General features: G+C 71.0%; 23 protein-coding genes and 1 tRNA gene. 13 read left to right on the top strand and 11 right to left on the bottom strand.

Annotated features, from left to right (window positions below):
* Positions 1–173 precede the first annotated feature (173 nt).
* Positions 174–629 (top strand): transglycosylase SLT domain-containing protein, encoded by a 456-nt coding sequence (locus ACGFYQ_RS02700; RefSeq protein ID WP_393739153.1) that lies wholly within the window; start codon positions 174–176, stop codon positions 627–629.
* Positions 630–776: 147 nt separating this feature from the next.
* Here the strand turns inward: ACGFYQ_RS02700 and ACGFYQ_RS02695 are convergent, their stop codons facing one another.
* Positions 777–1946, bottom strand: a complete 1170-nt coding sequence (locus tag ACGFYQ_RS02695) for a steroid 3-ketoacyl-CoA thiolase (RefSeq protein ID WP_393739151.1) — start codon at positions 1944–1946, stop codon at positions 777–779.
* 242 nt (positions 1947–2188) lie between these two features.
* Here ACGFYQ_RS02695 and ACGFYQ_RS02690 point away from each other — a divergent pair, with 242 nt between their 5' ends.
* Positions 2189–3433 carry a cytochrome P450 gene (locus ACGFYQ_RS02690; protein ID WP_393739149.1) on the top strand — a complete coding sequence of 415 codons (1245 nt, stop codon included), beginning with the start codon at positions 2189–2191 and terminating at the stop codon, positions 3431–3433.
* A 583-nt stretch (positions 3434–4016) separates the two neighbouring features.
* Here the strand turns inward: ACGFYQ_RS02690 and ACGFYQ_RS02685 are convergent.
* Positions 4017–4766, bottom strand: a complete 750-nt coding sequence (locus tag ACGFYQ_RS02685) for a hypothetical protein (RefSeq protein WP_393739147.1) — start codon at positions 4764–4766, stop codon at positions 4017–4019.
* A 146-nt stretch (positions 4767–4912) separates the two neighbouring features.
* Positions 4913–6946, bottom strand: coding sequence for a bifunctional glycosyltransferase 87/phosphatase PAP2 family protein (locus ACGFYQ_RS02680; RefSeq protein ID WP_393739145.1), 2034 nt, complete (start codon positions 6944–6946; stop codon positions 4913–4915).
* Between the two features lie 119 nt (positions 6947–7065).
* On the opposite strand from ACGFYQ_RS02680, the gene ACGFYQ_RS02675 reads away from it, so the two are divergent.
* A complete protein-coding gene (locus ACGFYQ_RS02675) occupies positions 7066–7416 on the top strand; it encodes an antibiotic biosynthesis monooxygenase family protein (RefSeq protein ID WP_393739143.1) in 351 nt (116 codons plus the stop codon).
* Between the two features lie 135 nt (positions 7417–7551).
* On the opposite strand, the gene ACGFYQ_RS02670 is transcribed toward ACGFYQ_RS02675, so the two are convergent.
* A complete protein-coding gene (locus tag ACGFYQ_RS02670) occupies positions 7552–7947 on the bottom strand; it encodes a nuclear transport factor 2 family protein (protein ID WP_393739141.1) in 396 nt (131 codons plus the stop codon).
* A 109-nt stretch (positions 7948–8056) separates the two neighbouring features.
* On the opposite strand from ACGFYQ_RS02670, the gene ACGFYQ_RS02665 reads away from it, so the two are divergent.
* Entirely contained in the window at positions 8057–8563 is a 507-nt protein-coding gene (locus ACGFYQ_RS02665; protein ID WP_393739139.1) for a GNAT family N-acetyltransferase, read from the top strand.
* A 17-nt stretch (positions 8564–8580) separates the two neighbouring features.
* Here the strand turns inward: ACGFYQ_RS02665 and ACGFYQ_RS02660 are convergent, their stop codons facing one another.
* Positions 8581–10653: an MDR family MFS transporter gene (locus ACGFYQ_RS02660; protein WP_393739137.1), complete on the bottom strand. Its 2073-nt coding sequence runs from the start codon at positions 10651–10653 to the stop codon at positions 8581–8583.
* Positions 10654–10877: 224 nt separating this feature from the next.
* On the opposite strand from ACGFYQ_RS02660, the gene ACGFYQ_RS02655 reads away from it, so the two are divergent.
* Positions 10878–11720, top strand: a complete 843-nt coding sequence (locus tag ACGFYQ_RS02655; protein ID WP_393739135.1) for a peptidoglycan-binding protein — start codon at positions 10878–10880, stop codon at positions 11718–11720.
* Positions 11721–11861: 141 nt separating this feature from the next.
* A complete protein-coding gene (locus ACGFYQ_RS02650) occupies positions 11862–12545 on the top strand; it encodes an HAD-IA family hydrolase (RefSeq protein WP_393739133.1) in 684 nt (227 codons plus the stop codon).
* 1705 nt (positions 12546–14250) lie between these two features.
* On the opposite strand, the gene ACGFYQ_RS02645 is transcribed toward ACGFYQ_RS02650, so the two are convergent.
* Positions 14251–14832, bottom strand: coding sequence for a TMEM165/GDT1 family protein (locus ACGFYQ_RS02645; RefSeq protein WP_393739131.1), 582 nt, complete (start codon positions 14830–14832; stop codon positions 14251–14253).
* 576 nt (positions 14833–15408) lie between these two features.
* Between ACGFYQ_RS02645 and ACGFYQ_RS02640 the strand changes: the two genes are divergently transcribed.
* The 4 genes from ACGFYQ_RS02640 to ACGFYQ_RS02625 all read left to right on the top strand — a co-directional run bounded on the left by ACGFYQ_RS02640 (position 15409) and on the right by ACGFYQ_RS02625 (position 19463).
* Complete coding sequence (locus ACGFYQ_RS02640) at positions 15409–16053, top strand: HNH endonuclease family protein (protein WP_393739709.1); 645 nt, start codon at positions 15409–15411, stop codon at positions 16051–16053.
* 220 nt (positions 16054–16273) lie between these two features.
* Entirely contained in the window at positions 16274–17935 is a 1662-nt protein-coding gene (locus ACGFYQ_RS02635) for an alkaline phosphatase D family protein (protein ID WP_393739129.1), read from the top strand.
* 131 nt (positions 17936–18066) lie between these two features.
* Entirely contained in the window at positions 18067–18699 is a 633-nt protein-coding gene (locus ACGFYQ_RS02630) for a DedA family protein (protein ID WP_393739127.1), read from the top strand.
* 173 nt (positions 18700–18872) lie between these two features.
* The gene (locus ACGFYQ_RS02625; protein ID WP_393739125.1) at positions 18873–19463 is read left to right on the top strand and encodes a hypothetical protein; all 591 of its coding nucleotides are present in this window, start codon (positions 18873–18875) and stop codon (positions 19461–19463) included.
* Positions 19464–19494: 31 nt separating this feature from the next.
* Here ACGFYQ_RS02625 and ACGFYQ_RS02620 read toward each other — a convergent pair whose 3' ends face one another.
* From ACGFYQ_RS02620 to ACGFYQ_RS02600, 5 genes are all read right to left on the bottom strand, one after another.
* Entirely contained in the window at positions 19495–19719 is a 225-nt protein-coding gene (locus ACGFYQ_RS02620; RefSeq protein WP_393739123.1) for a DUF2277 domain-containing protein, read from the bottom strand.
* Between the two features lie 15 nt (positions 19720–19734).
* Positions 19735–20388: a hypothetical protein gene (locus ACGFYQ_RS02615; protein WP_393739121.1), complete on the bottom strand. Its 654-nt coding sequence runs from the start codon at positions 20386–20388 to the stop codon at positions 19735–19737.
* Positions 20389–20564: 176 nt separating this feature from the next.
* Positions 20565–21464: a PaeR7I family type II restriction endonuclease gene (locus tag ACGFYQ_RS02610; RefSeq protein WP_393739119.1), complete on the bottom strand. Its 900-nt coding sequence runs from the start codon at positions 21462–21464 to the stop codon at positions 20565–20567.
* An 11-nt stretch (positions 21465–21475) separates the two neighbouring features.
* The gene (locus ACGFYQ_RS02605; protein ID WP_393739117.1) at positions 21476–23155 is read right to left on the bottom strand and encodes an Eco57I restriction-modification methylase domain-containing protein; all 1680 of its coding nucleotides are present in this window, start codon (positions 23153–23155) and stop codon (positions 21476–21478) included.
* A gap of 394 nt (positions 23156–23549) precedes the next feature.
* Positions 23550–23624: transfer RNA gene (locus ACGFYQ_RS02600), tRNA-Val, on the bottom strand.
* A gap of 21 nt (positions 23625–23645) precedes the next feature.
* Between ACGFYQ_RS02600 and ACGFYQ_RS02595 the strand changes: the two genes are divergently transcribed.
* The 3 genes from ACGFYQ_RS02595 to ACGFYQ_RS02585 all read left to right on the top strand — a co-directional run bounded on the left by ACGFYQ_RS02595 (position 23646) and on the right by ACGFYQ_RS02585 (position 26080).
* Complete coding sequence (locus tag ACGFYQ_RS02595) at positions 23646–24974, top strand: hypothetical protein (RefSeq protein WP_393739115.1); 1329 nt, start codon at positions 23646–23648, stop codon at positions 24972–24974.
* Between the two features lie 70 nt (positions 24975–25044).
* A complete protein-coding gene (locus tag ACGFYQ_RS02590; RefSeq protein WP_393739113.1) occupies positions 25045–25770 on the top strand; it encodes a DUF4383 domain-containing protein in 726 nt (241 codons plus the stop codon).
* Positions 25771–25864: 94 nt separating this feature from the next.
* The gene (locus ACGFYQ_RS02585; protein WP_362398684.1) at positions 25865–26080 is read left to right on the top strand and encodes a zinc ribbon domain-containing protein; all 216 of its coding nucleotides are present in this window, start codon (positions 25865–25867) and stop codon (positions 26078–26080) included.
* The last annotated feature ends 18 nt before the right edge of the window (positions 26081–26098 follow it).

Here is a 26098-nt window from a genome sequence, read left to right as displayed (position 1 = left end):
CGGATACGGGTCACCCCCACGAAGGGCGGCTCCACCCCCGCTCCGAGGGCCGCTAGTAAGCGGGCTCGTTGCCAGGGGGGCGGGGCGTCTGTAGAACTGGATGAGTCGCAGGGCGGCAGGGGTGCTTCACCCGCCGCCGACGAACCCCTCTCCTTTGCGTGAGTGGCTCACGCATGTCCTCGGCATGCCCGCGACCGCCCTTGTCCCCTTCGGAAGGTCAATCCGTGTCCAACGCTGTCATCCGCCGCATCGCCGCTTCCAAGAAGACCCTCGCGGGTACCGTCCTCGCCCTGGGTGTCGCCGGTTCCATGCTGGCCGCCGTTCCCGCGCAGGCCGCCCCGACGAGTGCCAAGGCGATCGCGCAGCAGATGATCAAGGACCCGGCCCAGTTCGCTGCGTTCGACAAGATCATCTCGCATGAGAGCGGCTGGGACCACACGGCGACCAACCCCTCCTCCGGCGCGTACGGCCTGGCCCAGGCCCTGCCGGCGTCGAAGATGGCCTCCGCGGGCTCGGACTGGAAGACCAACCCGGCCACCCAGATCAAGTGGGGCCTGGACTACATGAACGAGCGCTACGGCAGCCCCGTCGGCGCCTGGAACTTCTGGTCCGCCAACCACTGGTACTAAGCCACCAGCGGTAGAGCAGCAGCAGTAGACATACGAAGGCCCCGGTGGCCGGCCTCCCCAGGTCCGGCCACCGGGGCCTTCTGCATCCCATCCCACGGGTTCAGAGGCGCCCTCTCACGGGCTCACAGGCGCTGCGCGCGAGAGCCGTCACAGGCGCTGGATGATCGTTCCCGTCGCCAGCGCGCCGCCCGCGCACATGGTGATCAGCGCGAATTCCTTGTCGCGGCGCTCCAGCTCGTGCAGCGCGGTGGTGATCAGCCGGGCGCCGGTGGCGCCGACGGGGTGACCGAGCGCGATGCCGCCGCCGTTGACGTTGACCTTCTCCAGGTCCTGGTCGAAGACCTGGGCCCAGCTGAGGACGACGGAGGCGAAGGCCTCGTTGATCTCGACGAGGTCGATGTCCTTCAGCGACATCCCGGCCTTGCCGAGCACGGCCCGCGTCGCGTCGATCGGCCCGTCCAGGTGGTAGTGCGGGTCGGCGCCGACCAGCGTCTGGGCGACGATCCGGGCGCGCGGCCTGAGCTTGAGGGCGCGGGCCATCTTGCGGGAGGCCCACATCACGGCGGCGGCCCCGTCGGATATCTGCGAGGAGTTCCCGGCGGTGTGCACGGCGGTCGGCATGACCGGCTTGAGCCGGGCCAGGGCCTCCATGCTCGTGTCGCGCAGGCCCTCGTCGCGGTCGACGAGCCGCCACATGCCCTGTCCGGCGGCCTGCTCCTCCTCCGTCGTCGGCACCTGCACGGCGAAGGTCTCGCGCTTGAACCGCTCCTCCGCCCAGGCGGCCGCGGCCCGCTCCTGGGAGAGCACGCCGAGCCGGTCGACGTCCTCGCGGGTCAGGCCCCGGTGGCGGGCGATGCGCTCGGCGGCCTCGAACTGGTTCGGGAGGTCGACGTTCCACTCGTCCGGGAAGGGCTTGCCCGGGCCGTGCTTGGAGCCGGAGCCCAGCGGGACGCGGCTCATGGCCTCGACCCCGCACGCGATGCCGATGTCCATGACCCCGCCGGAGATCATGTTGGCGACCATGTGGTTGGCCTGCTGGGAGCTGCCGCACTGACAGTCCACGGTCGTCGCGGCGGTCTCGTACGGGAGTCCCATGGCGAGCCAGGCGTTGCGGGCGGGGTTCATCGACTGCTCGCCGGCGTGGGTGACGGTGCCGCCGACGATCTGTTCGACGCAGTCGGGCTGGATTCCGGTACGGGCGAGCAGTTCGCGGTAGGTCTCGCCGAGCAGGTAGGCGGGATGGAGGTTGGCGAGCGCGCCCCCGCGCTTGCCGATGGGGGTGCGTACGGCTTCGACGATGACGGGTTCCGCGGCCATGAGCTCGTCCTCTCCTGCACTGTGCCGGCGCGGCGGGCCGTCCCGGCGCCCCGCCCGAACTAGTACGCGTTCTAGTTCTCCCCCGCAGTCTTATGACCTCATGCCCCGCCACGCAAGGGTCTTGCACGCGCCCTGCACGGATTCCACACGCAACAGTTGACGCTCCGACCCTTGTCACTTCTAGAACTCGTTACTACCTTCAAGCCAACTTCTGATGGGCCGTCAGACTTTGGAGTCGCCCGATGTCATGCCCCGCGCTGCCCGAAGGCTTCGACGCCACCGACCCCGACCTGCTCCAAAGCCGGGTCCCGCTGCCGGAGTTCGCACGGCTGCGGCAGACCGTACCCGTGTGGTGGTGTCCGCAGCGGCGGGGCATCACCGGCTTCGACGACGAGGGCTACTGGGCAGTGACCCGGCACGCGGACGTCAAGTACGTCTCCACGCACCCGGAACTCTTCTCCTCCACCACGAACACGGCGATCATCCGCTTCAACGAGCACATCCAGCGTGACCAGATAGATGCCCAGCGGCTGATCATGCTGAACATGGATCCGCCGGAGCACACGCGCGTACGCCAGATCGTGCAGCGCGGTTTCACACCGCGGGCCATCCGCGGGCTGGAGAACGCCCTGCGCGACCGGGCCCGGAAGATCGTCGAAGAGGCCTCGGCCGCCTCGGCGGACGGCAGCTTCGACTTCGTGACGCAGGTGGCCTGCGAGCTGCCGCTCCAGGCGATCGCGGAGCTGATCGGCGTACCGCAGAAGGACCGCGCGAAGATCTTCGACTGGTCGAACAAGATGATCGCGTACGACGACCCGGAGTACGCGATCACCGAGGAGGTCGGCGCCAACGCGGCCATGGAGCTCATCGGTTACGCGATGAACCTGTCCGCCGAGCGCAAGGAGTGCCCGGCCAAGGACATCGTCACCCAACTCGTCGCGGCCGAGGGCCAGGGCAACCTCGGCTCGGACGAGTTCGGCATGTTCGTCCTCCTCCTGGCGGTCGCGGGCAACGAGACAACGCGCAACGCCATCAGCCACGGCATGCACGCCTTCCTCACCCACCCCGACCAGTGGGAGCTCTACAAGCGCACCCGGCCCTCCACCGCGGCGGAGGAGATCGTGCGCTGGGCCACCCCGGTGGTGTCCTTCCAGCGCACCGCCACCCAGGACACGGAGCTGGGCGGCCAGAAGATCAAGGCGGGCGACCGGGTGGGGCTGTTCTACTCCTCCGCCAACCACGACCCCGAGGTCTTCGAGGACCCGGACGCCTTCGACATCACCCGCGACCCCAACCCCCACCTGGGCTTCGGCGGCGGCGGCCCGCACTTCTGCCTCGGCAAGTCCCTGGCCATCATGGAGATCGACCTGATCTTCAACGCCCTGGCCGACGCCCTGCCCGACCTCCGCCTGACCGGCGACGACCCGCGCCGCCTGCGCGCGGCCTGGCTCAACGGCATCAAGGAACTCCGGGTCAGCCACAGCTGACCCGCGACCCAGGACGGCAGGGGCCACCCCACCCCCACGCCCCGGCCCCTGCCGTCCGCTGGCACCTCTCGCCACTCCCAGCCCCCAGCCGGCACCTCGATCCCGCCCCCGGCACCTCCCAGCCCTCGCCGGCACCTCGGGCTCCCGCCCGGCAACCTCGATCCCGCCCCCGGCACCTCCCAGCCCTTGCCGGCACCTCGGGCTCCCGCCCAGCACCTTCCAGTCCCGCCCGGCCATATCCAGCCCCGCCGGCGTTTGAGGCGCGGGGTCCGGGGCGGAGCCCCGATCTTTCAGCCCCGCCGGCGTTTGAGGCGCGGGGCCGGGGGCAGCGCCCCGATCTTCCAGCCCCGCCAGCGCTTGAGGCGCCGGGCCCGGGGCAGCGCCCCGACCTTTCAGCCCCGCCGGCGTTTGAAGCGCCGGGCTCGGGGCAGCGCCCCGGCAACGGACCCGCACCCGTTCAGGTGGCGGCCAGGCCCGAACGGGGCCATCCTGACTGACAGCGGCGATCCAGCCGAAGGGGCGCCGGGGCAAGTGCGCCCCGGCGCCCCTTCGGCCCCTTCGGCCCCTTCGGCCCGCGCCGGCGTCACTGCAGAATGCCCACCGCCCGCGACACCACGAGCACCACGGTGATCAGCGACACCGCCGCCTGAATCATCATCAGCAGCTTCGCCCACGTCGTCAGGGGCATCGTGTCGGTCGGGCTGAAGGCGGAGGCGTTGGTGAAGGCCACGTACAGGTAGTCCCCGAAGTAGGGCTTCCAGTCGGCCGGAGCGACCCCCGCCTGCCCCATCTGCGGGAACAGGAAGTCGGCGTAGTCCTTGGTCCCCTGGACCCTGGCCACCGGCCCGCCCCGGTCCCACTCCCAGTACCAGAGCGCGAAGGCGATCACATTGGTCACCCAGACCGCGCCCGCCGTGCTGAGCAGGCCGAGCGCCCCCTCCAGCCCGGTGCCGCGCAGCAGTGCGCGTACGAGCAGCACGGCCGACCACGCGTTGGCCAGGCTGACCGAGGCCGCCAGGCTCAGGCTGAGCCCGCGCAGCAGGTACGAGGTGCGGTCGAGGCGCCGGTGCGGATGGAGGGCGGCCAGCGCCAGCAGCAGGGTGATCTCGAGCGCCGGCAGCAGCCAGTGCGGATCGAGGGTCAGCCGGTCCGGGAGGGCGAGCTGCAGGCCGACGGCGACGAGGATCGCCAGGGTGACCGCCCAGCGTTCCTCTCCCTCGGTGGGCTGCCGCCAGGCCGGCCTCTCCTCCCCCTGCTCGGCGGCGGGTTCGAGCAGGGCCTCGATCCGGTGCAAACGGCGATGCAGCAGTTCCATCGGGTCGTTCTCGCTCATGGCGGACATTCTGCGGCGCCCGGCCACCCGCCGGAGGAAGCCCCGCCCAGGCCTCGGGCGACGCACTCCGCGCACGCGCCCTCAGCAGTGGCGGGCGGGCGGCACGGCACCCGTCGGCCCCCGCCCGCCCGCTGGGCCCACTGGGCTTACCGCGACGCCCGGGCCGCCGGGATGGGGAGCTCCCGCTCCCGGTCCTCGCTTCCCTCGCCCGCCGTCCGCTGCGCGGGCAGGCTCGCGCTCAGCCTGCGCGGCCCGGACAGCACGTACACGAGCCCGAATCCGGCGGCCACGACGGCCGCGCCGCCCACCGCGTCGAGCACCCAGTGGTTGGCGGTGGCGACGATCGCGCACACCGTGATCAGCGGGTGCAGCGCCCCCAGCAGTTTCTGCCAGCCCTTCGGCGCGAGCACCACGATCACGATCCCGCACCACAGCGACCAGCCGAAGTGCAGCGAGGGCATCGCCGCGTACTGGTTGGAGATCGCGGTCATGGCCCCGTACGACGGGTTGGCCAGGTCCTGCGGTCCGTGGACGGTGTCGATGAAGCCGAGGCCGGGCATCAGGCGCGGCGGCGCGAGCGGGTAGAGCCAGAACCCTATGAGCGCCAGCACGGTGGCCAGCCCCAGCGAGGCCCGCGCCCAGCGGTAGTCGCCCGGCCGGCGCCAGTACAGGACCGCCAGGATCGTCAGCGGCACCACGAAGTGGAAGGAGGTGTAGTAGAAGTCGAAGAACGCCTCCAGCCAGGGCGTGTTCACTACGGCGTGGTTCACGGCGTGCTCGATGTCGATGCCCAGCATCCGCTCGATGCCGTGGATCTGGCTGCCGTTGCCCTCGGCGAGCGAGCGGCTGGTGGGGGCCGCGGCCCTGATGTGCGAGTAGAGCGAGTAGCCGACCCGTATCAGCAGGAGTTCCAGCAGCAGGTTGGGGCGGGACAGCACGCGCCGCCAGAACGGCAGCAGCGGCACCCGTGACCACCGGGCGGCCGCGGGGCGCCCGTAGTCCGTCGGGACGGGTTCGCGCCAGTACGGCGACGAGCGCGGCAGGAACGGCACCGCGCAGGCGGCGGCCAGCGCGGCGAGGAGCAGCACGTTGTCGCGTACGGGGGCCAGCGCGGCCAGGTTCGGCAGCAGCACGTCGCTCGGCAGGGTCATGGCGAGGACCACGGCCACCGGCCATACGGGCCGGTCGGCGGCGCGCCGGCCGACCTTGCCCGCGACGGCGAGCAGCACCCACAGCAGCTGGTGGCGCCAGCCGGTCGGGGACACGGCGACGGCCACGCAGCCGGTGATGGCGACGGCGAGCAGCAGCTGCCCGTCGGCGGCGTAGCGGGCCGCGCGGCGCAGGCCGATCCAGGCGATGCCGGCCGCGAGGACGACGTACAGGACGATCTCGGCGGGCCCGGTCAGGCCGAGGCGCAGCAGCGCGCCGTGCACGGACTGGTTGGCGAGGCTGTCGGGGGGCACGCCGAGGCCGGTGCCGGCCAGGTGCTGGACCCAGTACGTCCAGGAGTCGCGCGGCATCGCGGCCCAGGACAGGGCGGTGGCTCCGGCGAAGGTCACGGCGGCGGAGCCGGCCGTGGGGCGACGGCCGGTGAGCCACAGCAGCGGGGCGAAGAGCAGCAGCGCGGGCTGGAGGGCGGCGGCGAGGCCGACGAGGAAGCCGGCCGGGCGTTCGCCGGGCACGCGGAAGACGGCCAGCAGCACCAGCAGCACGGGCAGGACGGCGGTCCGGCCGGGCGAGGCGGCCTCGCGGACGGGCAGCGAGACCATCATCAGGGCGGTCAGCACGGGCGCGGCGAGCAGGGCGGTGCGGCGGGGCACTGGGTCGGGCAGGCCGCGCGCGGCGACGAGTCCGATGGCAGCGACGAACAGCAGCGTCACGCAGATCCAGGCGACCTCCAGCGACGGTGCGGCGAGGCCGAGCAGCGGCTTGAGGACCAGCCCCGCGAACGGCGTGCCGGTGAACTGGCCGCCGTCGTAGAGCGAGCCGGGCAGGCCGCCGGGGAGGTGGAAGCCGCTCAGCCACTCGCCCGGTGGGACGCGCAGCACGGCGGCGGCCTGTCTGACGGCGAGTGCGCCTGCCAGCGCCCACAGGAGGAGGCGTGCCGCCCCGAGCCTGCCGCTACCGCCTATGACTCCGGCATGTCCGTTCGCACCGCTGTGCTCTGCCGCGTTAGCCACGCCTCGCCGGCCTCCCGCCCTGTTGACCGCAACCCTGACTTTGCCTGGCTGCCGCGTTTCGTGCCCCGTTCCATTACCTGGACGACGATATCCCGCGCGGGATACCTAGGATGGCCCGCATGAGCATCGTGAAGATCAACGCGCTGACCGTCCCCGCCGAGCAGCGGGAGGTGCTGGAGCAGCGCTTCGCCTCGCGGGCGGGGGCTGTGGAGGGTTCGGACGGGTTCGAGTGGTTCGAGCTGCTGCGTCCGGTGGAGGGCACCGACCAGTACCTGGTCTACACGCGGTGGCGGTCCGAGGAGGACTTCCAGGCGTGGATGGAGGGGCCGATGAAGGCCGCTCACCAGGGTGGTGCCGGCGGTTCCGGTGGCGGCGCGGGCGGCGGCGGCGAGCGGCCGAAGCCGGCGGCTTCGGCGTCCTCGGTGTGGTCGTTCGAGGTCGTGCAGCAGGCGGCGCCGAAGAAGGCCTGACAGGGCGGGAGGTCCGGGGCACGCGCCCCGGACCCCTTATCGGCGGGCTCTGCCGACTCTGTCGGCTCCGTTCGGCTCCGTTCGGCTCTGTTCGGCTGTCGCCGTGTCGCCGTGTCGCCGATGCCGGCGGCCGGTTCAGCTCCAGAAGGCGTCTTCCTCGTCGATGTCCGCGGTGCACTGGTCGATGTCGGTGATCTTGTTGCCGACGATGGTGATGAAGAGGCCCTCGCGGATCTCGATGCCGCGGTCGCCGCGGTCACCGCGCGCCGTGTGGAAGCTCATCACGTGCCCCCGCCCGTCCGCGAGCACCGATTCCAGGTGTATCTGGAAGGTGCCGTGCGTCTCCTCGGCGAGCCGGCGGTAGAGGTCCATGACGTTCTCCCGCCCCTTGTGGTGCCCGGACAGCGGGTTGTTGCCGGGCACGTGGTGGATGACGTCGGCCGTGAACAGCGTGCTCAGCGTTTCGATGTCGCCCTTGGCGAAGGCCTCGTACCCGCGGCGGATCAGGGCACAGTCGGGATGCTCGGACATGGTGTTTCACACCCTCCAGGTGCGCACGGTTTGCCCTTTTTTCCTATCATCGGCCCGTCCCTGTGGATATTCCACGCGGGAGATCCGCGGCGAACTCCACAATGGCGCCATGACCACTCACAGCGCACCGCGCACACGCACCTGGACCGTGACCCCCGAGGCGTACACCACCCCCGACGCCACGGTCCTGCGGCGCGCGTACTACGCCGAGGTTGCCGGCCGGTACTGGAAACGGACCGTCACCGAGGCCGAGATCGACCAGGGGCTCCTGGACTTCCCCGATGACGGCCTGGTCCCGCCGACGGGCCGGTTCGTGGTCGGCCGGCTGGGCGGCGAGGCCCTGGCCTGCGGCGGGATACGCCTGCTCGACCCCGTCACCGCCGAGCTCACCAGGGTGTACGTCGACCAGCGCGCCCGCGGTACCGGCGGCGGGGCGGCTCTGCTCGCAGTCTTGGAGGCGGAGGCCCGTGCGCTGGGCGCCGAGCGGGTCCGGCTGGACACCCGGTCGGATCTGGTGGAGGCCCGGGCGTTGTACGCGCGGCACGGGTATGCGGAGATACCCGCCTACAACTCGGGCCCGTATGCGCAGCACTGGTTCGAGAAGCGCCTGGTCTGACCCGGCCCGGCCCGGTCCTAGGGCGCGGCGTGGTCCCGCCGCGAGGCGGCGTCGTAGGGCTCCTCGGCGTCGGAACCGCAGAGCTCGGCGTTGATCTCCTGGACCAGCTTGACCAGGTCGGTCGGCCGGTCCGGGCCCCACCAGTCGCCGAGCAGTTCGGCGAGCGACTCCTGCCGGGCGGCGGCGAGCCTGGCGGCCGCCTCGCGCCCCTTGTCGGTCAGGACCAGCGCCAGCCCGTCCCGTACGGCGAGCCCGCGCTCCTCGGTCTGGCGGGCCGCGTCCGTGATGACCTTCAGCGGCACGATGGTGCGATCGGCGAGCATCGCCGGCTCGGCGGAGCCGTATTTGTTGATCCGCAGCAGCAGCCAGCTCGCGGCGGGCAGCAGGTCGTAGCCCGCCTTCTCGGTGATCTTCTCGTAGACGTGCCGGCGGCCCTCCTTCGTGCCGAGGACCGACAGTGCGCGGGCGACCTCGTCACGGGATGAGCGCTCGACGGGGTTGGAGGCGAGGGTCTCGGTCACATCGGGCGCGGTGACCGAGGCGCGGAGCTTGTCCTCCTTGAGGAACCAGGCCACCACGAAGGCGACGAGGACGACCGGCACGGCGTAGAGGAAGACGTCCGTGATGGCGGTCGCGTAGGCGTCGAGCACCTGGGGGCGCAGCTCGGCGGGGAGTGCGCCGATGGCCCGCGGGTCGGCCTCCAGGTCGGCGATGCCGGCACCGGGCGGCAGCGGGACGCCCGCGAGGGAGGCGGCCAGTTTGTCGTCGAGCCGGTTGGTGAAGATCGTGCCGAAGATGGCGACGCCGAAGGAGGCGCCGATGGAGCGGAAGAAGGTGGCACCGGAGGTGGCGACGCCGAGGTCGGCGTAGCTGACGGCGTTCTGCACCACCAGCACGAGCACCTGCATGACCAGGCCGAGTCCCGCGCCGAAGACGAAGAAGTAGACGCTCATCTCCCAGGTGGAGCTGGTGCGGTGCAACTGGTGCAGGAGGAGCAGGCCGACCGCGGTGACGGCGGTGCCGGTGATGGGGAAGACCTTCCACCGGCCGGTGCGGCTGACGATCTGGCCGGAGGCCGTGGAGGAGATCAGCATGCCGAGGACCATCGGCAGCATGTGGACGCCGGACATGGTCGGCGACACGCCCTGGACGACCTGGAGGAAGGTCGGCAGGTAGACCATCGCGCCGAACATGGCGAAACCGACGATGAAGCTGATCACCGAGCAGAGGGTGAAGGTGCGGATGCGGAACAGTTTCAGCGGCAGGACGGGTTCGGCGGCCCTGCGCTCCACGAGGACGAAGGCGACGAGCAGCACCAGGCCGAGGACGGCGAGGCCGATGATCTGGGCCGAGCCCCAGGCCCAGGTGGTGCCGCCGAGGGAGGCGACCAGCACGAGGCAGGTGGCGACGGAGGCGATGAGGAAGGTGCCGAGGTAGTCGATCGTGTGCTTCGAGGAGCGCACCGGGATGTGCAGCGCGGCGGCGATGACGGCGAGTGCGACGAGACCGATGGGGAGGTTGATGTAGAAGACCCAGCGCCAGGACAGGTGGTCGACGAACACGCCGCCCAGCAGCGGGCCGAGCACGCTGGTCGCGCCGAAGACGGCACCGAAGAGGCCCTGGTACTTGCCGCGTTCGCGGGGCGGGACGATGTCGCCGACGATCGCCATGGACAGCACGATGAGTCCGCCGCCGCCGAGTCCCTGCAGGGCGCGGAAACCGATGAGTTGGGGCATGTCCTGCGCCAGGCCGCAGAGGGCGGAGCCGATGAGGAAGAGGACGATGGCGTACTGGTAGAGCCTCTTGCGCCCGTACTGGTCGCCGAGCTTGCCCCACAGGGGGGTGGCGGCCGTGGAGGCGAGCATGTAGGCGGTGACGACCCAGGACAGGTGGGCCATGCCGCCGAGATCACTGACGATGGTCGGCAGGGCGGTGGACACGATGGTCTGGTCGAGTGCGGCGATCAGCAGGCCCAGGAGCAGGGCGCCGATGGAGACGAACACCTCGCGGGAGGTGTGTTCGGCGGCGGGTCCGGAGCTCTGCGGGCCGGAACCGGGATCCGCGGCCCCCGTGGTCACATCCTGAGCCATCGATTCCTCCTCAGGCCGGATCAACATCTCCATCGTGCGTGGTGTGTCCGGTTATGGCCTCTCGGAGGGGGTTGGGAGGTGCCCTGCGGGTCTGCATAATCGCTGGCAGTGCCCAGGGAGGGATTCCAGTGAACGGTGAGCACTGTCCAGATTGCGGCGCCCGTGGCGCCGCCTGCCGGTGTGCGCCGGGTGCGGGTTTCGACCCCTTGCGCATCCGCCCGTACGTGACGTTGCCGGACCCCGGCGAGCCTGACGACGACGCGCCCGCGCCGCCGGTGGCGCGCGTGGTGGTCCCGCCGCCGCAGGACGACACCCCGGCGTACGGGATACCCGTGGCGCCGGCGCAGCCCTGGCCGGACGGCCCGGCCCCCGCGCCGCACCCGTCCGAGACGGCACGGCTCCGCCCGCTCCCGGAGCCCGGATCCAGACCCGGCGGCGGAGAGGGCGGAGGCAATCGCGGTGGAGGGGGTGGGGGCGGGGGCGGGGGCCCGGAGAAGCGGACCGGCCCGGCCTTCCGGCGGCTGCTGCCGCTCCTGATCGCCGCCGTCGCGGTGGTCGCCCTCGGCGGAACCGCCGTGGCGCTGTGGGTACTGCCGAGCTCCGCCGGCAGCGACACGGCCCTGCTGGACGCGCAGGCGTCGGCGCCCGTGACGAGCCTGGCCCCGGCCGAGCCGTCCCGATCCCCGGCCCCCGGGACGACCGGCCCGTCCCCGTCGACCTCGCCGTCGCCGTCGCCGAGCGCCTCCAAATCGGCGTCGCCGTCCGCCTCGCCGAGCGCGTCCCGCTCGTCGGCGCCCCCTTCCCCGAGCCCGTCTCCGACCCCGCCCCGCGCCCCCAGCCCCACGCCGCCCCCGCAGGCACCGACCCTGCGGTACGGGGACTCGGGCCCGGAGGTGGAGAAGCTGCAACGGCTGCTGGCGGCGAAGGGCCTGTTCACGTACAAGATCAACGGAAAGTTCGACTGGCGGGTGGAAGACGCCGTGTCGACGTTCCAGTACAACAACAACATCGACGAGGAGGAGTGGGGCGTCTACGGCCCTGTGACCCGGAAGGCCCTGGAGGGGTAGGGACACGGCTCACACGGCACACGGTTGGCGCGGACCGCTCCTCTTTTGTATCGTGGAGGAACAAAGTGGTTCCGCCTTCACTCCCTGACCGGTGGGCGGAACCACTTGTTCTCTTCTCCCGCCCCGTCTGGAGCACCGCCCATGTCGGCCAGCACCACCACCGCGCCCGTCGTCCTGACCGCCAAGGCCCTGCTCCTGGACATGGACGGCACCATCGTCAATTCCGACGCGGTGGTCGAGCGCTGCTGGCGCGACTGGGCTGTGTCCCACGGACTGGACCCGCACGAGGCTCTCAAGGTGGTCCACGGCCGCCAGGGCTACGCCACCATGGCCGTCCTGCTGCCGGACCGCCCGATGGAGGTCAACCACGCGGAGAACGCCGTGATGCTGGCCCGCGAGACCGCCGACACCGACGGCGTGGTCCCGGTCGCGGGCGCCCCGGAGTTCATGGCCGCGATCGACGGCCTCCCGCACGCCCTGGTCACCTCCGCCGACGCGGCCCTGGCCACGGCCCGGATGACCGCCGCCGGCCTGCCGATGCCCGGCATACGCGTCACGGCCGAGTCGGTCCAGGCCAGCAAGCCCGACCCCGAGGGCTTCCTCAAGGGCGCCGCCGCACTGGGCGTGGACCCGGCCGACTGCATCGTGTTCGAGGACTCGGCCGCGGGCATCGCCGCCGGCCGGGCGGCGGGCATGCGCGTGATCGGCGTAGGCCCCCGCGCGGCCGCCCACACCCCCACGGCCCACGTCCCGGACCTGACCACCCTCCACATCACAACCACCCCCGACGGCTCGATCCAGATCGACATCGCAGCGGAGGCATAGGGGGCGGGGGCTTCGGGGGGCGGGACTTCAGCCGGTCGGCGGCGGGGAACGCTGGTCGGTGGCTTCGGATCGCCGGGAGCCGCTCACTCGGCATCAGGGACGCTGGTCGGTGGCTTCGGTGGGCGGATCCACTGATTCGGGATCGGAGTGGGGCTGGGGGTTTCCCGTCCGTCCCATCGTCTTCCGGGTCGGGCCGGTCCCTCAAGGGCGCTCCTTCGTCGCGTCGCTTCGCGATGTCGCTGCGCTCCACCCTTGACCGACCGGCCCGACCCGGAAAGCTCGAGGACAGACGGGAAGCCCCCAAAAGAACGGTCACGGGTGTTCGAGGGGCCATGCGGCCACATCAGGGATGCGGATGCCCGCTTCCCCGAGGATCAGCCGAGCCCCATCACCGAGCCCGGCCGGGGTCGGGCTCGGGCCAGGGCATCCACCCACACGGGCCCGCATGTAGGGGATTCCCGGGTCGGGGCGGCCCAGCCCGCACGAGACAGCGACCAGAAACCCATCAGGATCCGGGGGCGCGCCAGATCGCTACGCGCTCCTCATTCCTTGGCGTCTGAGGGCCGTCTGGGGCTGGGAATAGGCCGCCACGGATCGCTACACCCCTGACGTGAGCCGGCGGCGAGCACGCGCGCATGTGGCTGGTCACATGCCGCCCACGGCAGTGAACTCGGTGCTGATGGTGGGCGTCTGCGGGCAATTGGGGCGCGGAAAGGCGCCCACCCGCACCGGAAGCGGCCGATGGCGGGTGTCTGCGGGCAGTTGGGGCGCGGAGAGGCGGCCGCCGGGACCGGAAGGGGCCGTTGGCGGGCGTCTGCGGGCGGTCGGGGGCGTAAAAAAGGGGCTGCCGGAGCGTGTTGCCGGATTTCTCGCTCTCCCACTCCGGGAAGTGATCCATTAGCCCTCGACTCGCGCCCAAATGCGGGCAAACTACCCGCAGTCGCCTCCCCGGAGACGTATGCGGCGATCGTGGGCGGTTTATGTCCAGCCCCAGACGGGCGGCGGACGCTTGGCCGTGAGAAGCGCGTAGCGATCTGACGCGACTGCTCGCCTGACCGACCCCGACGGGCTACTGGCCACTGCCGGGTGCGGCCTGGGCCGCCCGGCCCGGGATCTCATGGATGCCGGCCCGTGTGGGTGTCTGGCCCGGCCCGACGCCCCCACCGCCGGCCGGGCTCGGTGATGGGGCTTGGCTGGCCCCCAGGAAATGGGCACTCGCATCCCTGATGACCCTGCCCTTGGATATGAACACTGGTGACCGTTCTTTTGGGGGCTTCCCGTCTGTCCTCGAGCTTTCCGGGTCGGGCCGGTCGGTCAAGGGTGGCCGAAGGCCATCGCGAAGCGACGCGACCGAAGGGAGCGCCCTTGAGGGACCGGCCCGACCCGGAAGACGATGGGACGGACGGGAAACCCCCAGACCTACTCTGATGCCGAGTGAGGGGCTCCCGGCAAATCCGAAGCCACCAGCCCACCTCCCTGATCCCGCCCAGTTGAGGTCCCGCCCCCGAAGCCCCCGCGAACGTCCCTGATGCCGCCCGGCTGAAGTCCCGCGAGCCCCCGCCGCACGTCCCTGACGCCGACCAGATGGACACCCGCCCCCAAAGCCCCCGCCCCGCCACCGCGACCACCACCGCGCCGAGGCCCACGCACACGGGGTCCCAGCGTCAGCCGCTGGCCGCCAAGGCACCCGACGAGGGCGGCCCGATCACCCCGCGACCGCCTCGTACAGCGAGAACACGGCCAGTGCCGCCATCACCGCCGCCGCGACCTTGGTGATCAGGCGCAGCGGCACGTACTTCATCAGGGTGCGCCCGCCCAGGATGCCGATGCCCGCGACCGCCCACAGGGCGAGGACGGCGCCGATGCCGACGGAGACCGGGTTGTCGTACCGGGCGGCGAGATTGGCGGTCATGATCTGGGTCAGGTCACCGAACTCCGCCACCAGGATCAGCATGAATCCGGCGCCGGAGACCTTCCAGAAGGACTGGTCGGCGGGCGGCTTGACCTCCTCCTCCCCGTCGTCCTTCTTCAGCAGCAGCATGGCCGCGCCCGCGAGGAAGAGGACACCGACGACGGCCTGGACGAGTCGGTGCGGGAGCAGGGTGAGCACGCTTCCCGCGGCGATGGCCAGGGCCACGTGCACGGCGAAGGCGGCGGCGACGCCGGCGAAGACGTACGAGGCGCGGTAGCGGGTGCCGAGCATCAGGCCGGCGAGGGCCGTCTTGTCGGGGAGTTCGGCGAGGAAGACGACGCCGAAGGCGATCGCCGTGACGCTGAAGCTGAACACTGGGGTGAAACCTCAATCGGTCGGGCAGGACGCCATCGGGACCGAGAGACCTGGGGTGTGTCAGGGGTCGCTTCGGCTCGGCGGCGCCCTGCGCTTGCGCGTACGCGCACGACAATGCGTGCGCGCCTGTGCGTGAACAGGACACTGCGGCCGAAGGTCTCGCTGGCCGACCGCTGTGCGCGGCCTGCCTCCGGGCGCCGGCTGGGGTGACCCAGCAGTATGTCGACGGTCCGGCGAAGAGCTACTCCCCTTCTGCTCCATCAGGGTACGCGACGCTCGCGCACGCCCGGAATAGGCCCTTGGTCCCGCTCCCACCCCGCTCCTCACCCCGCTCCGACCCCGCTCTCGGTCCTGCTCTCGCCGACCTCTCCGCGCCACACCCACCCCCCACCACCCCCGGAATCTCAACTTCCGCTTGAGTGGGCCGTGTTACGGCACTTGATGTGACGTGCTCATGTCGCCACGCTGTCACCTGGCGCCCATCCCCGCGAAACCTGGCGCCGCAAGCATGGCCGCGCCCCTCCGGGGTCGTACGGCCCACATCCCCCCGCACCCAGGGAGCCCCTCATGGCACTCATACCCACCGTCTACGCGCGTCGAATTGGCGTGTTCGCGTCAGCCGTCGCCCTCGCTTCCCTCACCTCCCTCGTCAACGCCCCGACCGCTCAGGCCGCCCCGCCCACCCCCATCAGCGCCTCGGCCGCCCGCTCGTACCTGGCCACCGTGACGCCGCAGGCCGAGGGTTCCACCAGCGGCTACAGCCGCGACCTCTTCCCGCACTGGAGCACCGTCTCGGGCGCCTGCAACACCCGCGAGACCGTCCTCAAGCGGGACGGCGTGAACGTCGTCCAGGACTCCGCCTGTGCCGCCGTGAGCGGAAGCTGGTACTCCGAGTACGACGGCGCCACCTGGACCGCCGCCTCCGACCTCGACATCGACCACGTGGTCGCGCTCGCCGAGGCCTGGCGCTCCGGCGCCAGCTCCTGGACCACGTCCAAGCGCCAGCAGTTCGCCAACGACCTCACCCGCCCGCAGCTCATCGCGGTCACGGACAACGTCAACCAGGCCAAGGGCGACCTCGACCCCGGCAAGTGGCTGCCGCCGCGGACCGCCTACCGCTGTACGTACGCGCGCATGTGGGTCCACGTGAAGCAGTACTGGGGCCTGAGCATGGACTCCGGCGAGAAGACGGCCCTGGTCAACATCCTCAACGGCTGCTGAGGCCGGCGCCGACGCGCTCCTGGCGGCCGCCGACGCGCTGCTGACAGCCATCGCCCGCGGCCCCCGACGGCGGCCCCCGGCCGACCCCCGGCCGCGGCCGTCGACCTCCGTCGGCCGACATCCGACGAGTCCGGCCGATGATCTCCCCCGCCAGGGGGAGGCGGGGCTCCCCCTGGCCGTCGTACCGTGATCGAAGGCGCTACGGAAGAGGGGGAGTTCCATGGCCGGACTGCGTCTGGGGCCACTGCTGCGCTACGTCGACTGGGACACGGGCGGGTCCGCCACCATATGGGTGGAGGCGGACCGCCCGTGCACGGCCGAGGTGCGGTGCGCCGACGGCGCGGGCGGCAGCGTGCGCACCTTCCAGATCGCCGGGCACCATTACGCGCTGGTGCCGGTGACGGGCCTGACCCCGGGGACGGCGACGGCGTACGACGTGCTGCTCGACGGCGTGCGCGTGTGGCCGCTGCCGGACAGCGCCTTCCCGCCGAGCACGATCAGCGCCCCCGCCGTGGCGGGCTCGGGCCGTCCGGCGGCCGACGGGCTGCGCATCACCTTCGGTTCCTGTCGGCAGGCCGCGCCGCCCGCCGGACAGCACGGCCCCCACGGGCCCGACGCGCTCGACACCCTCGCGGCGCGGCTGGCCGCCGAGCCGGAGGCGGTGCGGCCGGACGTCCTGCTGCTGCTCGGCGACCAGGTGTACGCGGACGCGCTGTCCCGGGAGACCCGGCAGTGGCTCGCGGCCCGGCGGGACCTGCGGGAGCCGCCCGGCGCCCAGGTGGCGGACTACGAGGAGTACACCCGGCTCTATGACGAGTCCTGGCTCGACCCGGAGATCCGCTGGCTGCTGTCGACCGTGCCGAGCCTGCACATATTCGACGACCACGACGTCATCGACGACTGGAACACGAGCGCGGCCTGGCTGGCGGAGATGCGGGCGACGCCGTGGTGGCAGGAGCGGGTGCTCAGCGGGCTGATGTCGTACTGGGTGTACCAGCACCTGGGCAATCTCTCGCCCGCCGAACTGGCGGCCGACGGGCTGTACGGGGCGATACGGCAGACCCCTGACGGCACGGACCTGTTGCGCTCCTTCGCCTCTGCGGCGGACGCCGACCCGGCTTCGGTGCGCTGGAGTTACCGGCGTGACTTCGGCCGGACCCGGCTGCTGATGGTGGACACCCGGGCCGCGCGGGTGCTGGCCGAGGACGGGCGGGCGATGCTCGACCCGGCGGAGCAGGGCTGGCTCCGGGAGAACGCGCTCGCGGGGCACGGGGATTACGACCATCTGCTGATCGGGTCCTCCCTGCCGTGGCTGATGCCGCCGCTGATCCACGACGCGGAGACGTGGAACGCCGCGCTGTGCCGCGGGGAGCGGGGGCCGCGGTGGGCGCGCATAGGCGAGGATCTGCGCCGGCGCAGCGACCTGGAGCACTGGGCGGCGTTCCCGGCCTCGTTCGCGGCGCTGACCGATCTGATCGAGGAGGTCGGGACGGGGCCGCGGGCGCCGTCGACGGTGTGCGTGCTGTCGGGGGACGTGCACCACGCGTATGTGGCCGAGCCGCGCATACCCAGCACGGCGCGGGTGTTCCAGCTGACGTGCTCGCCGGTGCACAACTCCATCCACACGGCGGTGAAGCTGGGCTTCCGGCTGGGCTGGTCGCGTACGGGGCGGTGGCTGGGACGGTGCTTCACGCGGCACGGGCGGACGGGGCGGCCGCCGTTGAGCTGGCGGCGTACGGGCGGGCCGTGGTTCGGGAACCAGCTGATGACGCTGGCGCTGGCGGGGCGGACGGCTCGGTTGCGGCTGGATCAGGCGCGCAAGAGCCGTGCGGGTGCCCGGCTGGTGACGGTGGTCGACCGGGAACTCACCGGGGCGGAGTAGGGGCCGACCCGGGCATCCGGAGTGCGAACAGCGGGCGTACGCTGTATGGCTGTCAAGCCGCTCCTGCCGCTCCCCCGCGACGTCGCGGCGCTTCATGCCGCTGCACGTCAACCGGACTGGGGAGTCCCGCCTTGTTTGAGACTCTGGGGTCGCTGACCGCGAGCCCATGGATCTACGCCGTGGTGGCGGTGTCCGTCGTGCTCGACGTCTTCCTTCCCGTACTGCCGAGCGGGGTTCTCGTGATCACCGCCGCGGCGGCCGCTGCGGCCGCCGGAGCGGCGGGGCCGGTGGCCGTACCCGAGCAGGTGCCGGACATCCTGGCCCTGCTCGTGATCGCCACGACCGCCTCGGTGCTGGGGGACATGGCCGCGTTCCGGCTGGCCCGGCGCGGCGGGGCGCGGCTGGACCGGGCCATCGCCCGCTCCCGTCGGCTGACCCGGGCCCATGACCGGCTCGGTACGGCTCTGGCCCGCGGCGGCGGCGCCCTGGTGGTGATCGCCCGTTTCGCCCCGGCCGGCCGCTCGGTGGTGTCGCTGGGCGCGGGCAAGACGCACCGCAAGGCGACGGAGTTCCTGCCCTGGTCGGTTCTGGCGGGCATGGCCTGGGCCGGGTACAGCGTGGCGCTGGGCTATTTCGGCACCCAGTGGCTCGGTACCCAGTGGCTGGGGACGGCCGTCTCCGTCGTCGCCCTGTTCGCGGCGGGCGCGCTGGCGGCCTTCCTCGTCCGCCGTCCGGCCTCGCCTGCGGCGGCGTCGGCCGCTTGAGCCCGCCCTGCGGGATGTACTCCCCCTGATGGCGCAGTGACTCACCCGTTCACCCGGCCCCGATCGCCGCGCGCGGGCCGGGCTCCTAGCGTCCACAGCACGGTGCGCAACCGAATCCGCGTCACATCCGTGCCCTGGCCGCGCCGTTTCGAGGAGCCCGAGGAGTTCTCTCCATGCCCGCCAAGCCGCCTGTCACGCCGCCCGTCGCGCCTTCCGTCTCACCTCCCGTCCCACTTCTCGCCCAGCCGCCCGCTCGGCCGCCCGCCCAGCGGTCGGCCCGGCGGTCCGCCGCGCCGCGCCGTCTGCTGGCCGTCGCGGCCGCGTCGCTCGCCATCGCCGCCGCCACTCCCGCCTCACTCGCCTACGCCGCTCCCACCGCCACCGTCTCCCCCAGCACGGTCGCCCCGGGCGGCCGGGTCTCCCTCAATATCGCGGGCTGCGGAACCAGGACCGGCCGGGCCTCTTCGAGCGCCTTCGGGGAGGTGAGCCTGACCCCCGGCAACCCGGAGGCCACCAACCTCTTCGGCAACGCCACCGTCTACCGCAACGCCGGCCAGGGCACGCACCGCGTCACCTTCGAGTGCGGCGGCCCGGGCGGTGAGCGCGTCACCGTCTCGCTGAACGTCGCCCCGGGCGGGGCGCGCGGCGGGACGGGCGGCAGCATCGGCTCGGTGAGCACGGGTCAGATCGCCGTGGGCGGCGCCCTCGTCGCGGGCGCGCTCGGCGCCGGGGTGTGGGTGCTGCGGCGCCGCGCGGCCGCCTGACCTCCCGACTCGCGGGGGCCGTAGGCCCGGGTCAGGCGGTGGCGGCCTGGCCCCGTACCTGCAGCCCGTCGAGGAGCAGCCGGGTCGCCTCGGCGACGGCGTCCACGGACGCCTCGAACACCTCGCGGTTGTGCGCGGCGGGCACCCGGAACCCGGACACCTTGCGTACGTACTGCAGCGCGGCGGCGCGGATCTCCTCCTCGGTGGCCTTGTCGGGGATCGCGGGCGGGCGCAGGGTCTTAATGGAGCGGCACATACTCCCACTATCCCGCTATCGCGGCAGCTCCGCCCCGGACAATTTCATGATCAATCCGGCTTGGAGCCGGCTCCTGAGCTCCGGGTCCGCGACCTCGTCCAGCAGCCCGATGGCCTGCTGGGTCGTCTCGGCGGCCCGCCGGTCGTCGCGCAGCGAGGCGGTCTGGTCGGCCATGTGCCTGAGCGCGATGTCGGCCCGCCGGTGGAAGAGCTGCCCGACCAGCGTCGTGACCAGGCCGACCGAACTCATCACGACCCCGAGGTACAGCTCTCCGCCGCCTTCGGCCTTCCAGACGGCCAGCGCAACCCCGGAGAGGAGGATCGCCGCTCCGACCCCGGCGAACCGCTGGCTGGTCGCGAAGCTGCTCCGCGCCTGGGTCAGCCCGTAGGCGTAGTACTCCACGAGGATCGGCGTGAAGTCGTCGCGGCGGTCGCCGAGTTGTGCCGGTGAGTGCGGCCGGATGCCGCCGACGTCGTCGAACTTCGGGTGCCCCGGCCCGCCGACGGGTTCACCGACGGGTTCGCCCACCGGTTCGGCGACGTGGGCGAGCAGCCGTGCCCGCTCCTCGTCCCGCTTGCGCTCGAAGCCCGCGCCGACCGCCCGCTCCAGCATCACCGAGACCGCGGCCACCGCCACGACCACCCCACCCCACGCGAGCCACTCCCCCATCCCCCGACGATCCCACGGCCCGACCGTCGGGCCAAGACCCAGTCATCCCGGCGCGAGGAGATGATGCGGCCGTTCCCGGCATGCGCGGACCGCACGGCGTCGACCTCGCGGCAGAACCACGCGCACCCGCGTCGGCCTCAGCGCGGGGCCGGCACACGGCTCCGTCTCACGGCCGATCAGTCGAAAATCGCAGGTGCCGACCAAGCCGACTGTCCGGGGATCACCGGGCGCGGGACGCCTTGTTTGCGAAGCAGGGCGATCCGAGCGGTGATGGCTTCGGAAAAGGCATCCCAGCCGACCGCCGGAGCGGGTTCTGAAAATACGCCGCTCCCCTTGGGAGCCGTGACGTAGCAGATGGCATCGTAGAGATGATCTTGGAAGAGCCTCTCACAGAACATGCCGCCACGACTCTGGTACGACTTTCCGCGCCATTCTTCGTCTACGCGAATAGGCGATTTCGCCAGGCTGACAGGGCGGCGTGATTTCTCGTCGTCCTCCATGATGAAGAAATATCCCAGCCAGGGCTCACCGGCCTCGGGGTAGACCGCAGTGAAGGCCCTCCGGACATCCGTTGCACTGCCGACGGCTTCCTCTACCCGGTTATTGAAATTGTTCCCGTACGAGGGGCCACCCAGCGCCTTGAGCTCGAACGCCGCGACAAGGGTCTCGCCCCAGTTCACAACGAGGTCCCACTTCTTCTGCGGTCGATAGAACCCCGGGAGCTCCAGCTGCGACGCAGTTTGGATGCAGTTCGCAGGAAAGCCGGCGTCGCGGAAGAATCCGGCAATCAGATCGACGATCGGGTCGAACTGCTTTCCGCCTCTTACGGACCCTTCCGTCCCCGTACCCTCACCGTCATATTCGCCGGTGGCCGCAGACTCCGGATCATCGGCATCGGCGATCACCACAGCCGCCGCCAGATCTACAGCGTCGGAATCGGCGCCTCGGCCGGCGAGAACAGCCTCCGCCTTCTTCTTGTTGGCCGCTTTCTTGGCGCGCGCTCTCGCCGCCTGCTCCTCTTTGATTTCCCAGTACGAGAAAATAGCGCCTTCGAGATCCTGGCGACTGACTGCCAAGATGAACTCTCCTAGTCAGGTAGCTCGGCAAGGCCATAAACTCGGAGCGCGGCTGTCGTCGCCGCGTCGACGTCCCGATCGTCAAAAGCGGACGCCAAAGCATCCTGATCCTCGGGCGAGATATCACCTGGCGAAGGTACGCGGATTCTTCGCAGGTATTGAGCCTGGAAGCGCAATGTCCCGCCACGCATCTTCACCGCGTACGCCTCCACGAACGCTTCGGCCACCCTGGACAGCAGGATGCCTCCGAGTACACGCATGTCCCACGAGTCCGAGACGATGAAGTACAGGTTGTGGTGAGGGTACAGCCGTCCTGGATCAAGGACCGGGTGGATGGTCAACTTCATGTCCGGGAACAGCAGTTTCGGCTGCCCAGCCAGGCGGGGATCGACCTTATCGATGGTTTTGTACCAGCGGCTGGGCTGCTTGACCGCCACGTACCGCTTCCGCAGGACCTCGCTGTGCCGGTCGAAGTACTCGGCCAGCTTGGGGTATTGGGCCAGGTCGACGAGGTTGCCGTCGGCGTCCCAAGGGTTGACGAGGTAGGTGCCGCTCCAGTCGAGTGAGCCACTGGTGGTATCCCGGACCATCGCCATGCGGAGAAGCCGCTCCGACTCCACCACCCCTGCGCTCTGCGTGAGGAATACCTTGTCGGCTCCTGTGGCTACGCCGATTCCGACTCGCGTTCCGGTCGTCGAGTCTTCCAGCAGCCCGAAGCGGTCGCCGAGGTCTTCCAGCATGGCCAGCCGGGCAGGTGATCCGGCAGGCCACGAGTCCGCTCCGGTGAACCAGTGGGGAAGCCGTGCAGCATGAAATGAATTGCGGCTGATCTGGCGTTCACCCGAAGCGCTCACCCATGCCTGGAATTCCCCGACCTCGCTCGGCCCAAATTCCTTCGTGGTATCAGCAACGACGGCGGTTCCCTGGGGGCCGTTGCGGATGATGGAAATGGCAGGATAGGCGGATACCTGCTCTTGGAACGCATCCACATCATGCATGCTCAGTACGAGATCCACACTGTACGAGCGTGATACAAAGTCGCGGAGTTTACTACCGTACTGATTGCGCATCCACCGGTCGGCACAGATGAAACCGAGGATTCCACCCGGCTTAAGGCTCCTCAATCCGATCTCATAGAATCCGATGTATACATCGGATCTCCCACCCATCACTGCGCAAGCGGACCGGTACGCCTTCATGCGATCGGCCGGAACGTCTTCCAGCCGGATATACGGAGGGTTACCCACAACGTAATCGGCATTCCTGCCCGGTTCCTCCTGGAGCAGGTAGTCGCCCTGGTGGATCCAGGCAGTGGCGAGCTTCCTGGCGTCACTCCCGCTCCAGCCGTCCTCGACCAGACGCCGCATGACCAGGTCGCGACTGCTGTCGACGTTGCGAGGCAGCAGATCGTAGGCGCTGACAGCGTCGACCGCTTCCCCTATCGACCTCCCGTGCAGCCGGCAGGAGGCGCTCAGTCGCTCAGCAATCGGTCCGAGGAATGCGCCAGATCCACACGCCGGCTCCACGATGTGGAATTGGGCAAGATCGCGATCGGACGTGTAGCCGACCAGATCCAAGATCGCTTCGACCACCCAGCGGTGTGTGAACACTTCGCCGTGTTGAATCGCCTCGGCAAGCGTTTCACTCAGGGGAGCGCCGGTCATGTCGGTAGTCGTGAGGGTGCTTGCCACGCTGCGACGATACAGGCCTGCGTTCGCGATCCAGGTCGACCGCATGAGTACACACCCGCCGCCCGGGACGACTGGTCACGGGGAAGATGGCAACGCACGTCGGGCCGCCCAAGATTGATGCGCGGCATCTGTCGCCACATGGCCAAGGAAGCCGGGCCGACGGTGATTCGGCTGCATGACGAGCGGCATGGGGCGGACACTCTGGCGGCGGCCGGCGACGTGCCGCGCTGCCTGGTCGTCGAGAGAGCCTCGGGCGTACGCGCGCACGCGTGCGGGACGAGCAGGCCGAGGACAGCGGGGACAGATCCCAGTTGCCCGTGCAGCGCACGGATGTGCCTGGGCTCTCCGTGCATGCAAAAGGCCCCCCGCCGGGACCGGCGGGGGGCCTTCGTGCTGGTGGGCGCGGACGGTTTCGAACCGCCGACATCTGCTTTGTAAGAGCAGCGCTCTACCCCTGAGCTACGCACCCGTGGATGAGTGGACAGCCTACATGCCGGGCACACCCCCCACGCAAACCCGTTCCCGTGGGGGAGAATGGTCCGGGGCATGGCGGACGCGGTACGGGAGAGGGATTGTGACAACGGCATCCCGGCGTTGGTTCGGTGGGCGGGACGAGAGTCGGCGGGCGGATGCGCAGGCGGCGAAGGATGCCGCCGCCGCGGCCTTCTACGAGCTGGACTCCGCGCAGCGGGATCTGCGGATCTCGATCGAGACCATCGCGGCGGCGGACGGGTCGCCCGCCGCGCGGCAGGCGAGCGAGGGCTTCGCCGCGCTGGGGCAGCGGATCGATCAGGTCAGCCATGTCTACATCGAGGCCGTCGACGCGCACGACCTGGACCGGGTGGACCTGGAGGCCTCGGTCGCCACGCAGGCCCGGGAGCAGTTGACCCGGGCGCGCGACGAGCTGGTGCGGGCCAAGGGGGAGCTGGACCGGTTCGCGCAGGGGCTGCAGCCGCTGCTGGACAAGGCCGAGACGCAGCTCGCGCGGGTCGCGCCGGCCCGGGAGCGGGCGAAGGCCGCGCTGCTGGCGGCCAGCGACGCGCTGGATGCCGTACGCGCCAAGGGGATGCGGGCCGATGACCTGGCGGCGCGGCTGGCCGCGCTGGGTCCGGAGCTGACCAAGCTGAACCAGGGCGCGGCCCAGCACGGGGTGCAGGAGACCGTGCAGCGTGCCGACCGGATCCTGCGGGACGCCGAGGGCGTACGGGCGGAGGCGGCGCGGCTGCCGGAGCGGGCCGCGGAGATCGACCGGCGGCTGGTGAGTCTGCGGACGCGGGCCCAGGCGCTGCGCAACCGGGCGGACCGGGTGGATCCGGTCCTGAGCGAGCTGCGCCGGCGGTTCAGCGCGGCGTGCTGGCAGGACCTGCAGCACGTCCCTGACCAGGCGATACGGGATGTCGCGCTGGCGGAGGACCGCCTCAAGGAGGCGTCCCGGGCGCGGGACGAGCAGCGCTGGGCCGACGTAGGCGTGCTGATCGACGGGGTACGGGCTTCGCTGGAGGCCACGGACGAGGCGGTGTCGGCGGCGCAGGACCGGCTGACGCGACTGGAAGCGGTGGCGCGGAACCCGCAGGACGAGGTGGACCGGACCCGGTTCGCGATCCGGGATGCGCAGCGGCTGGCGATGGCGGGCCGCAGCGTGCCCGATCCGCGGCACGCGCGGCCGCTGGACGAGTCGGTGGCCCGGGTGGACCGGGCGCTGGCGGAGCTGGAGGGACGGCACCCTGACTACTGGCATTTCCTGCAGGAGATGGAGGAGGTCCGGGTGGCGGTAGGCCGGGTGGTGGCGGACATCCGGGGCGGACACGCCGTCGGGTGAGGCCGGAGTTGTCCGGGGGTGGGCATCGGCGGATGCTGGAGGTGCCGGAAACGGAGCAGAGGAGGGCGGTATGGCTGCCCACACTTTCCACAGGCCTCGTGCGCACCGCGCACCCCAGGCACCCCCTTCACCCCCTGCACCGCATGAGTCCTACGAGCCTCATGCGCTCTACGGGTGCACCGAGCCCCATGAGAACTACGCGCCCTACGTACCCCATGAGCCCTATGCGACCCACGCACCCCAGGCTTCCCCGGGGAGGCTGCAACGCCTGCTGCACCCCGTCAATGCCCGGCTCGACGAGCATCTGCCCTCCGATCACAAGCTCAGCAAGGTCTACCGGGTCGGCGCCGGCCTGACCGGGCTGCTGCTGGTCGCCTTCGGCATCCTGGGGCTCATCGACCAGATCGGGTTCTTCGACACCGGTGGGGACACGGTGCTCGCCCTGAACACCAACGGCGCGCTGAGTGTCCTGTCGATCTGTATCGGCGTGCTGCTGTTCGTCGGGATGGTGATCGGCGGAACCTTCGCCTCCACCCTGAACATCGTGCTCGGGGTGGCGTTCATCCTGAGCGGGTTCGTCAATCTCGCCCTGCTGGACAGCGGTTTCAACTTCCTGGCCTTCGAGATCCAGAACGTGCTGTTCAGTTTCGTCGTCGGCGTGATGCTGATGTGGTTCGGGATGTACGGGCGGGTGGGCAGCGCGCTGCCGCACGACAACCCGTACTGGCGCGCCCGCCACCCCGAGGCGGCGGCCCGGGAGCAGCGGGCGGCGGCACAGAGCGGGAGACGACTCTAGGACCTCGGACCTCGGACCTCGGACCTCCGCCCTTCTCGCCGGCCTGCGCCCCGCACCCTGCCGTAATTCGTCCCGCCGCCGTTAACCTGGCCGCATGCCTCGATACGAATTCCGCTGCCGGACCTGCGACGACACCTTTGAGGTCAGCCGGCCGATGGCCGAGTCCTCCGCGCCCGCCGACTGCCCCGCCGGGCACGCCGACACCGTCAAGCTGCTCTCCGCCGTCGCCGTGGGCGGCACCAGCAGTGCCCCCGCGCCCGCCCGGGCGGCAGGCGGCGGGGGCTGCTGCGGTGGTGGCGGCTGCGGCTAAGCCGCAGTCCGCAGCCGG

The organism is Streptomyces sp. NPDC048258, assembly GCF_043201995.1.
Classification (GTDB): domain Bacteria; phylum Actinomycetota; class Actinomycetes; order Streptomycetales; family Streptomycetaceae; genus Streptomyces.
The sequence above is the reverse complement of the archived record's forward strand: the minus strand, read 5'-3'. Positions and strand labels throughout refer to the sequence as shown.

Excerpts from the sequence above, each read along its gene's own strand:
- ACGFYQ_RS02700 (WP_393739153.1), top strand. The coding sequence starts at position 174 with ATGTCCTCGGCATGCCCGCGACCGCCCTTGTCCCCTTCGGAAGGTCAA.
- ACGFYQ_RS02695 (WP_393739151.1), bottom strand. The coding sequence starts at position 1,946 with ATGGCCGCGGAACCCGTCATCGTCGAAGCCGTACGCACCCCCATCGGC.
- ACGFYQ_RS02690 (WP_393739149.1), top strand. The coding sequence starts at position 2,189 with ATGTCATGCCCCGCGCTGCCCGAAGGCTTCGACGCCACCGACCCCGAC.
- ACGFYQ_RS02685 (WP_393739147.1), bottom strand. The coding sequence starts at position 4,766 with ATGAGCGAGAACGACCCGATGGAACTGCTGCATCGCCGTTTGCACCGG.
- ACGFYQ_RS02675 (WP_393739143.1), top strand. The coding sequence starts at position 7,066 with ATGAGCATCGTGAAGATCAACGCGCTGACCGTCCCCGCCGAGCAGCGG.
- ACGFYQ_RS02670 (WP_393739141.1), bottom strand. The coding sequence starts at position 7,947 with ATGTCCGAGCATCCCGACTGTGCCCTGATCCGCCGCGGGTACGAGGCC.
- ACGFYQ_RS02665 (WP_393739139.1), top strand. The coding sequence starts at position 8,057 with ATGACCACTCACAGCGCACCGCGCACACGCACCTGGACCGTGACCCCC.
- ACGFYQ_RS02660 (WP_393739137.1), bottom strand. The coding sequence starts at position 10,653 with ATGGCTCAGGATGTGACCACGGGGGCCGCGGATCCCGGTTCCGGCCCG.
- ACGFYQ_RS02650 (WP_393739133.1), top strand. The coding sequence starts at position 11,862 with ATGTCGGCCAGCACCACCACCGCGCCCGTCGTCCTGACCGCCAAGGCC.
- ACGFYQ_RS02635 (WP_393739129.1), top strand. The coding sequence starts at position 16,274 with ATGGCCGGACTGCGTCTGGGGCCACTGCTGCGCTACGTCGACTGGGAC.
- ACGFYQ_RS02625 (WP_393739125.1), top strand. The coding sequence starts at position 18,873 with ATGCCCGCCAAGCCGCCTGTCACGCCGCCCGTCGCGCCTTCCGTCTCA.
- ACGFYQ_RS02620 (WP_393739123.1), bottom strand. The coding sequence starts at position 19,719 with ATGTGCCGCTCCATTAAGACCCTGCGCCCGCCCGCGATCCCCGACAAG.
- ACGFYQ_RS02615 (WP_393739121.1), bottom strand. The coding sequence starts at position 20,388 with ATGGGGGAGTGGCTCGCGTGGGGTGGGGTGGTCGTGGCGGTGGCCGCG.
- ACGFYQ_RS02595 (WP_393739115.1), top strand. The coding sequence starts at position 23,646 with ATGCCGGGCACACCCCCCACGCAAACCCGTTCCCGTGGGGGAGAATGG.
- ACGFYQ_RS02590 (WP_393739113.1), top strand. The coding sequence starts at position 25,045 with ATGGCTGCCCACACTTTCCACAGGCCTCGTGCGCACCGCGCACCCCAG.
- ACGFYQ_RS02585 (WP_362398684.1), top strand. The coding sequence starts at position 25,865 with ATGCCTCGATACGAATTCCGCTGCCGGACCTGCGACGACACCTTTGAG.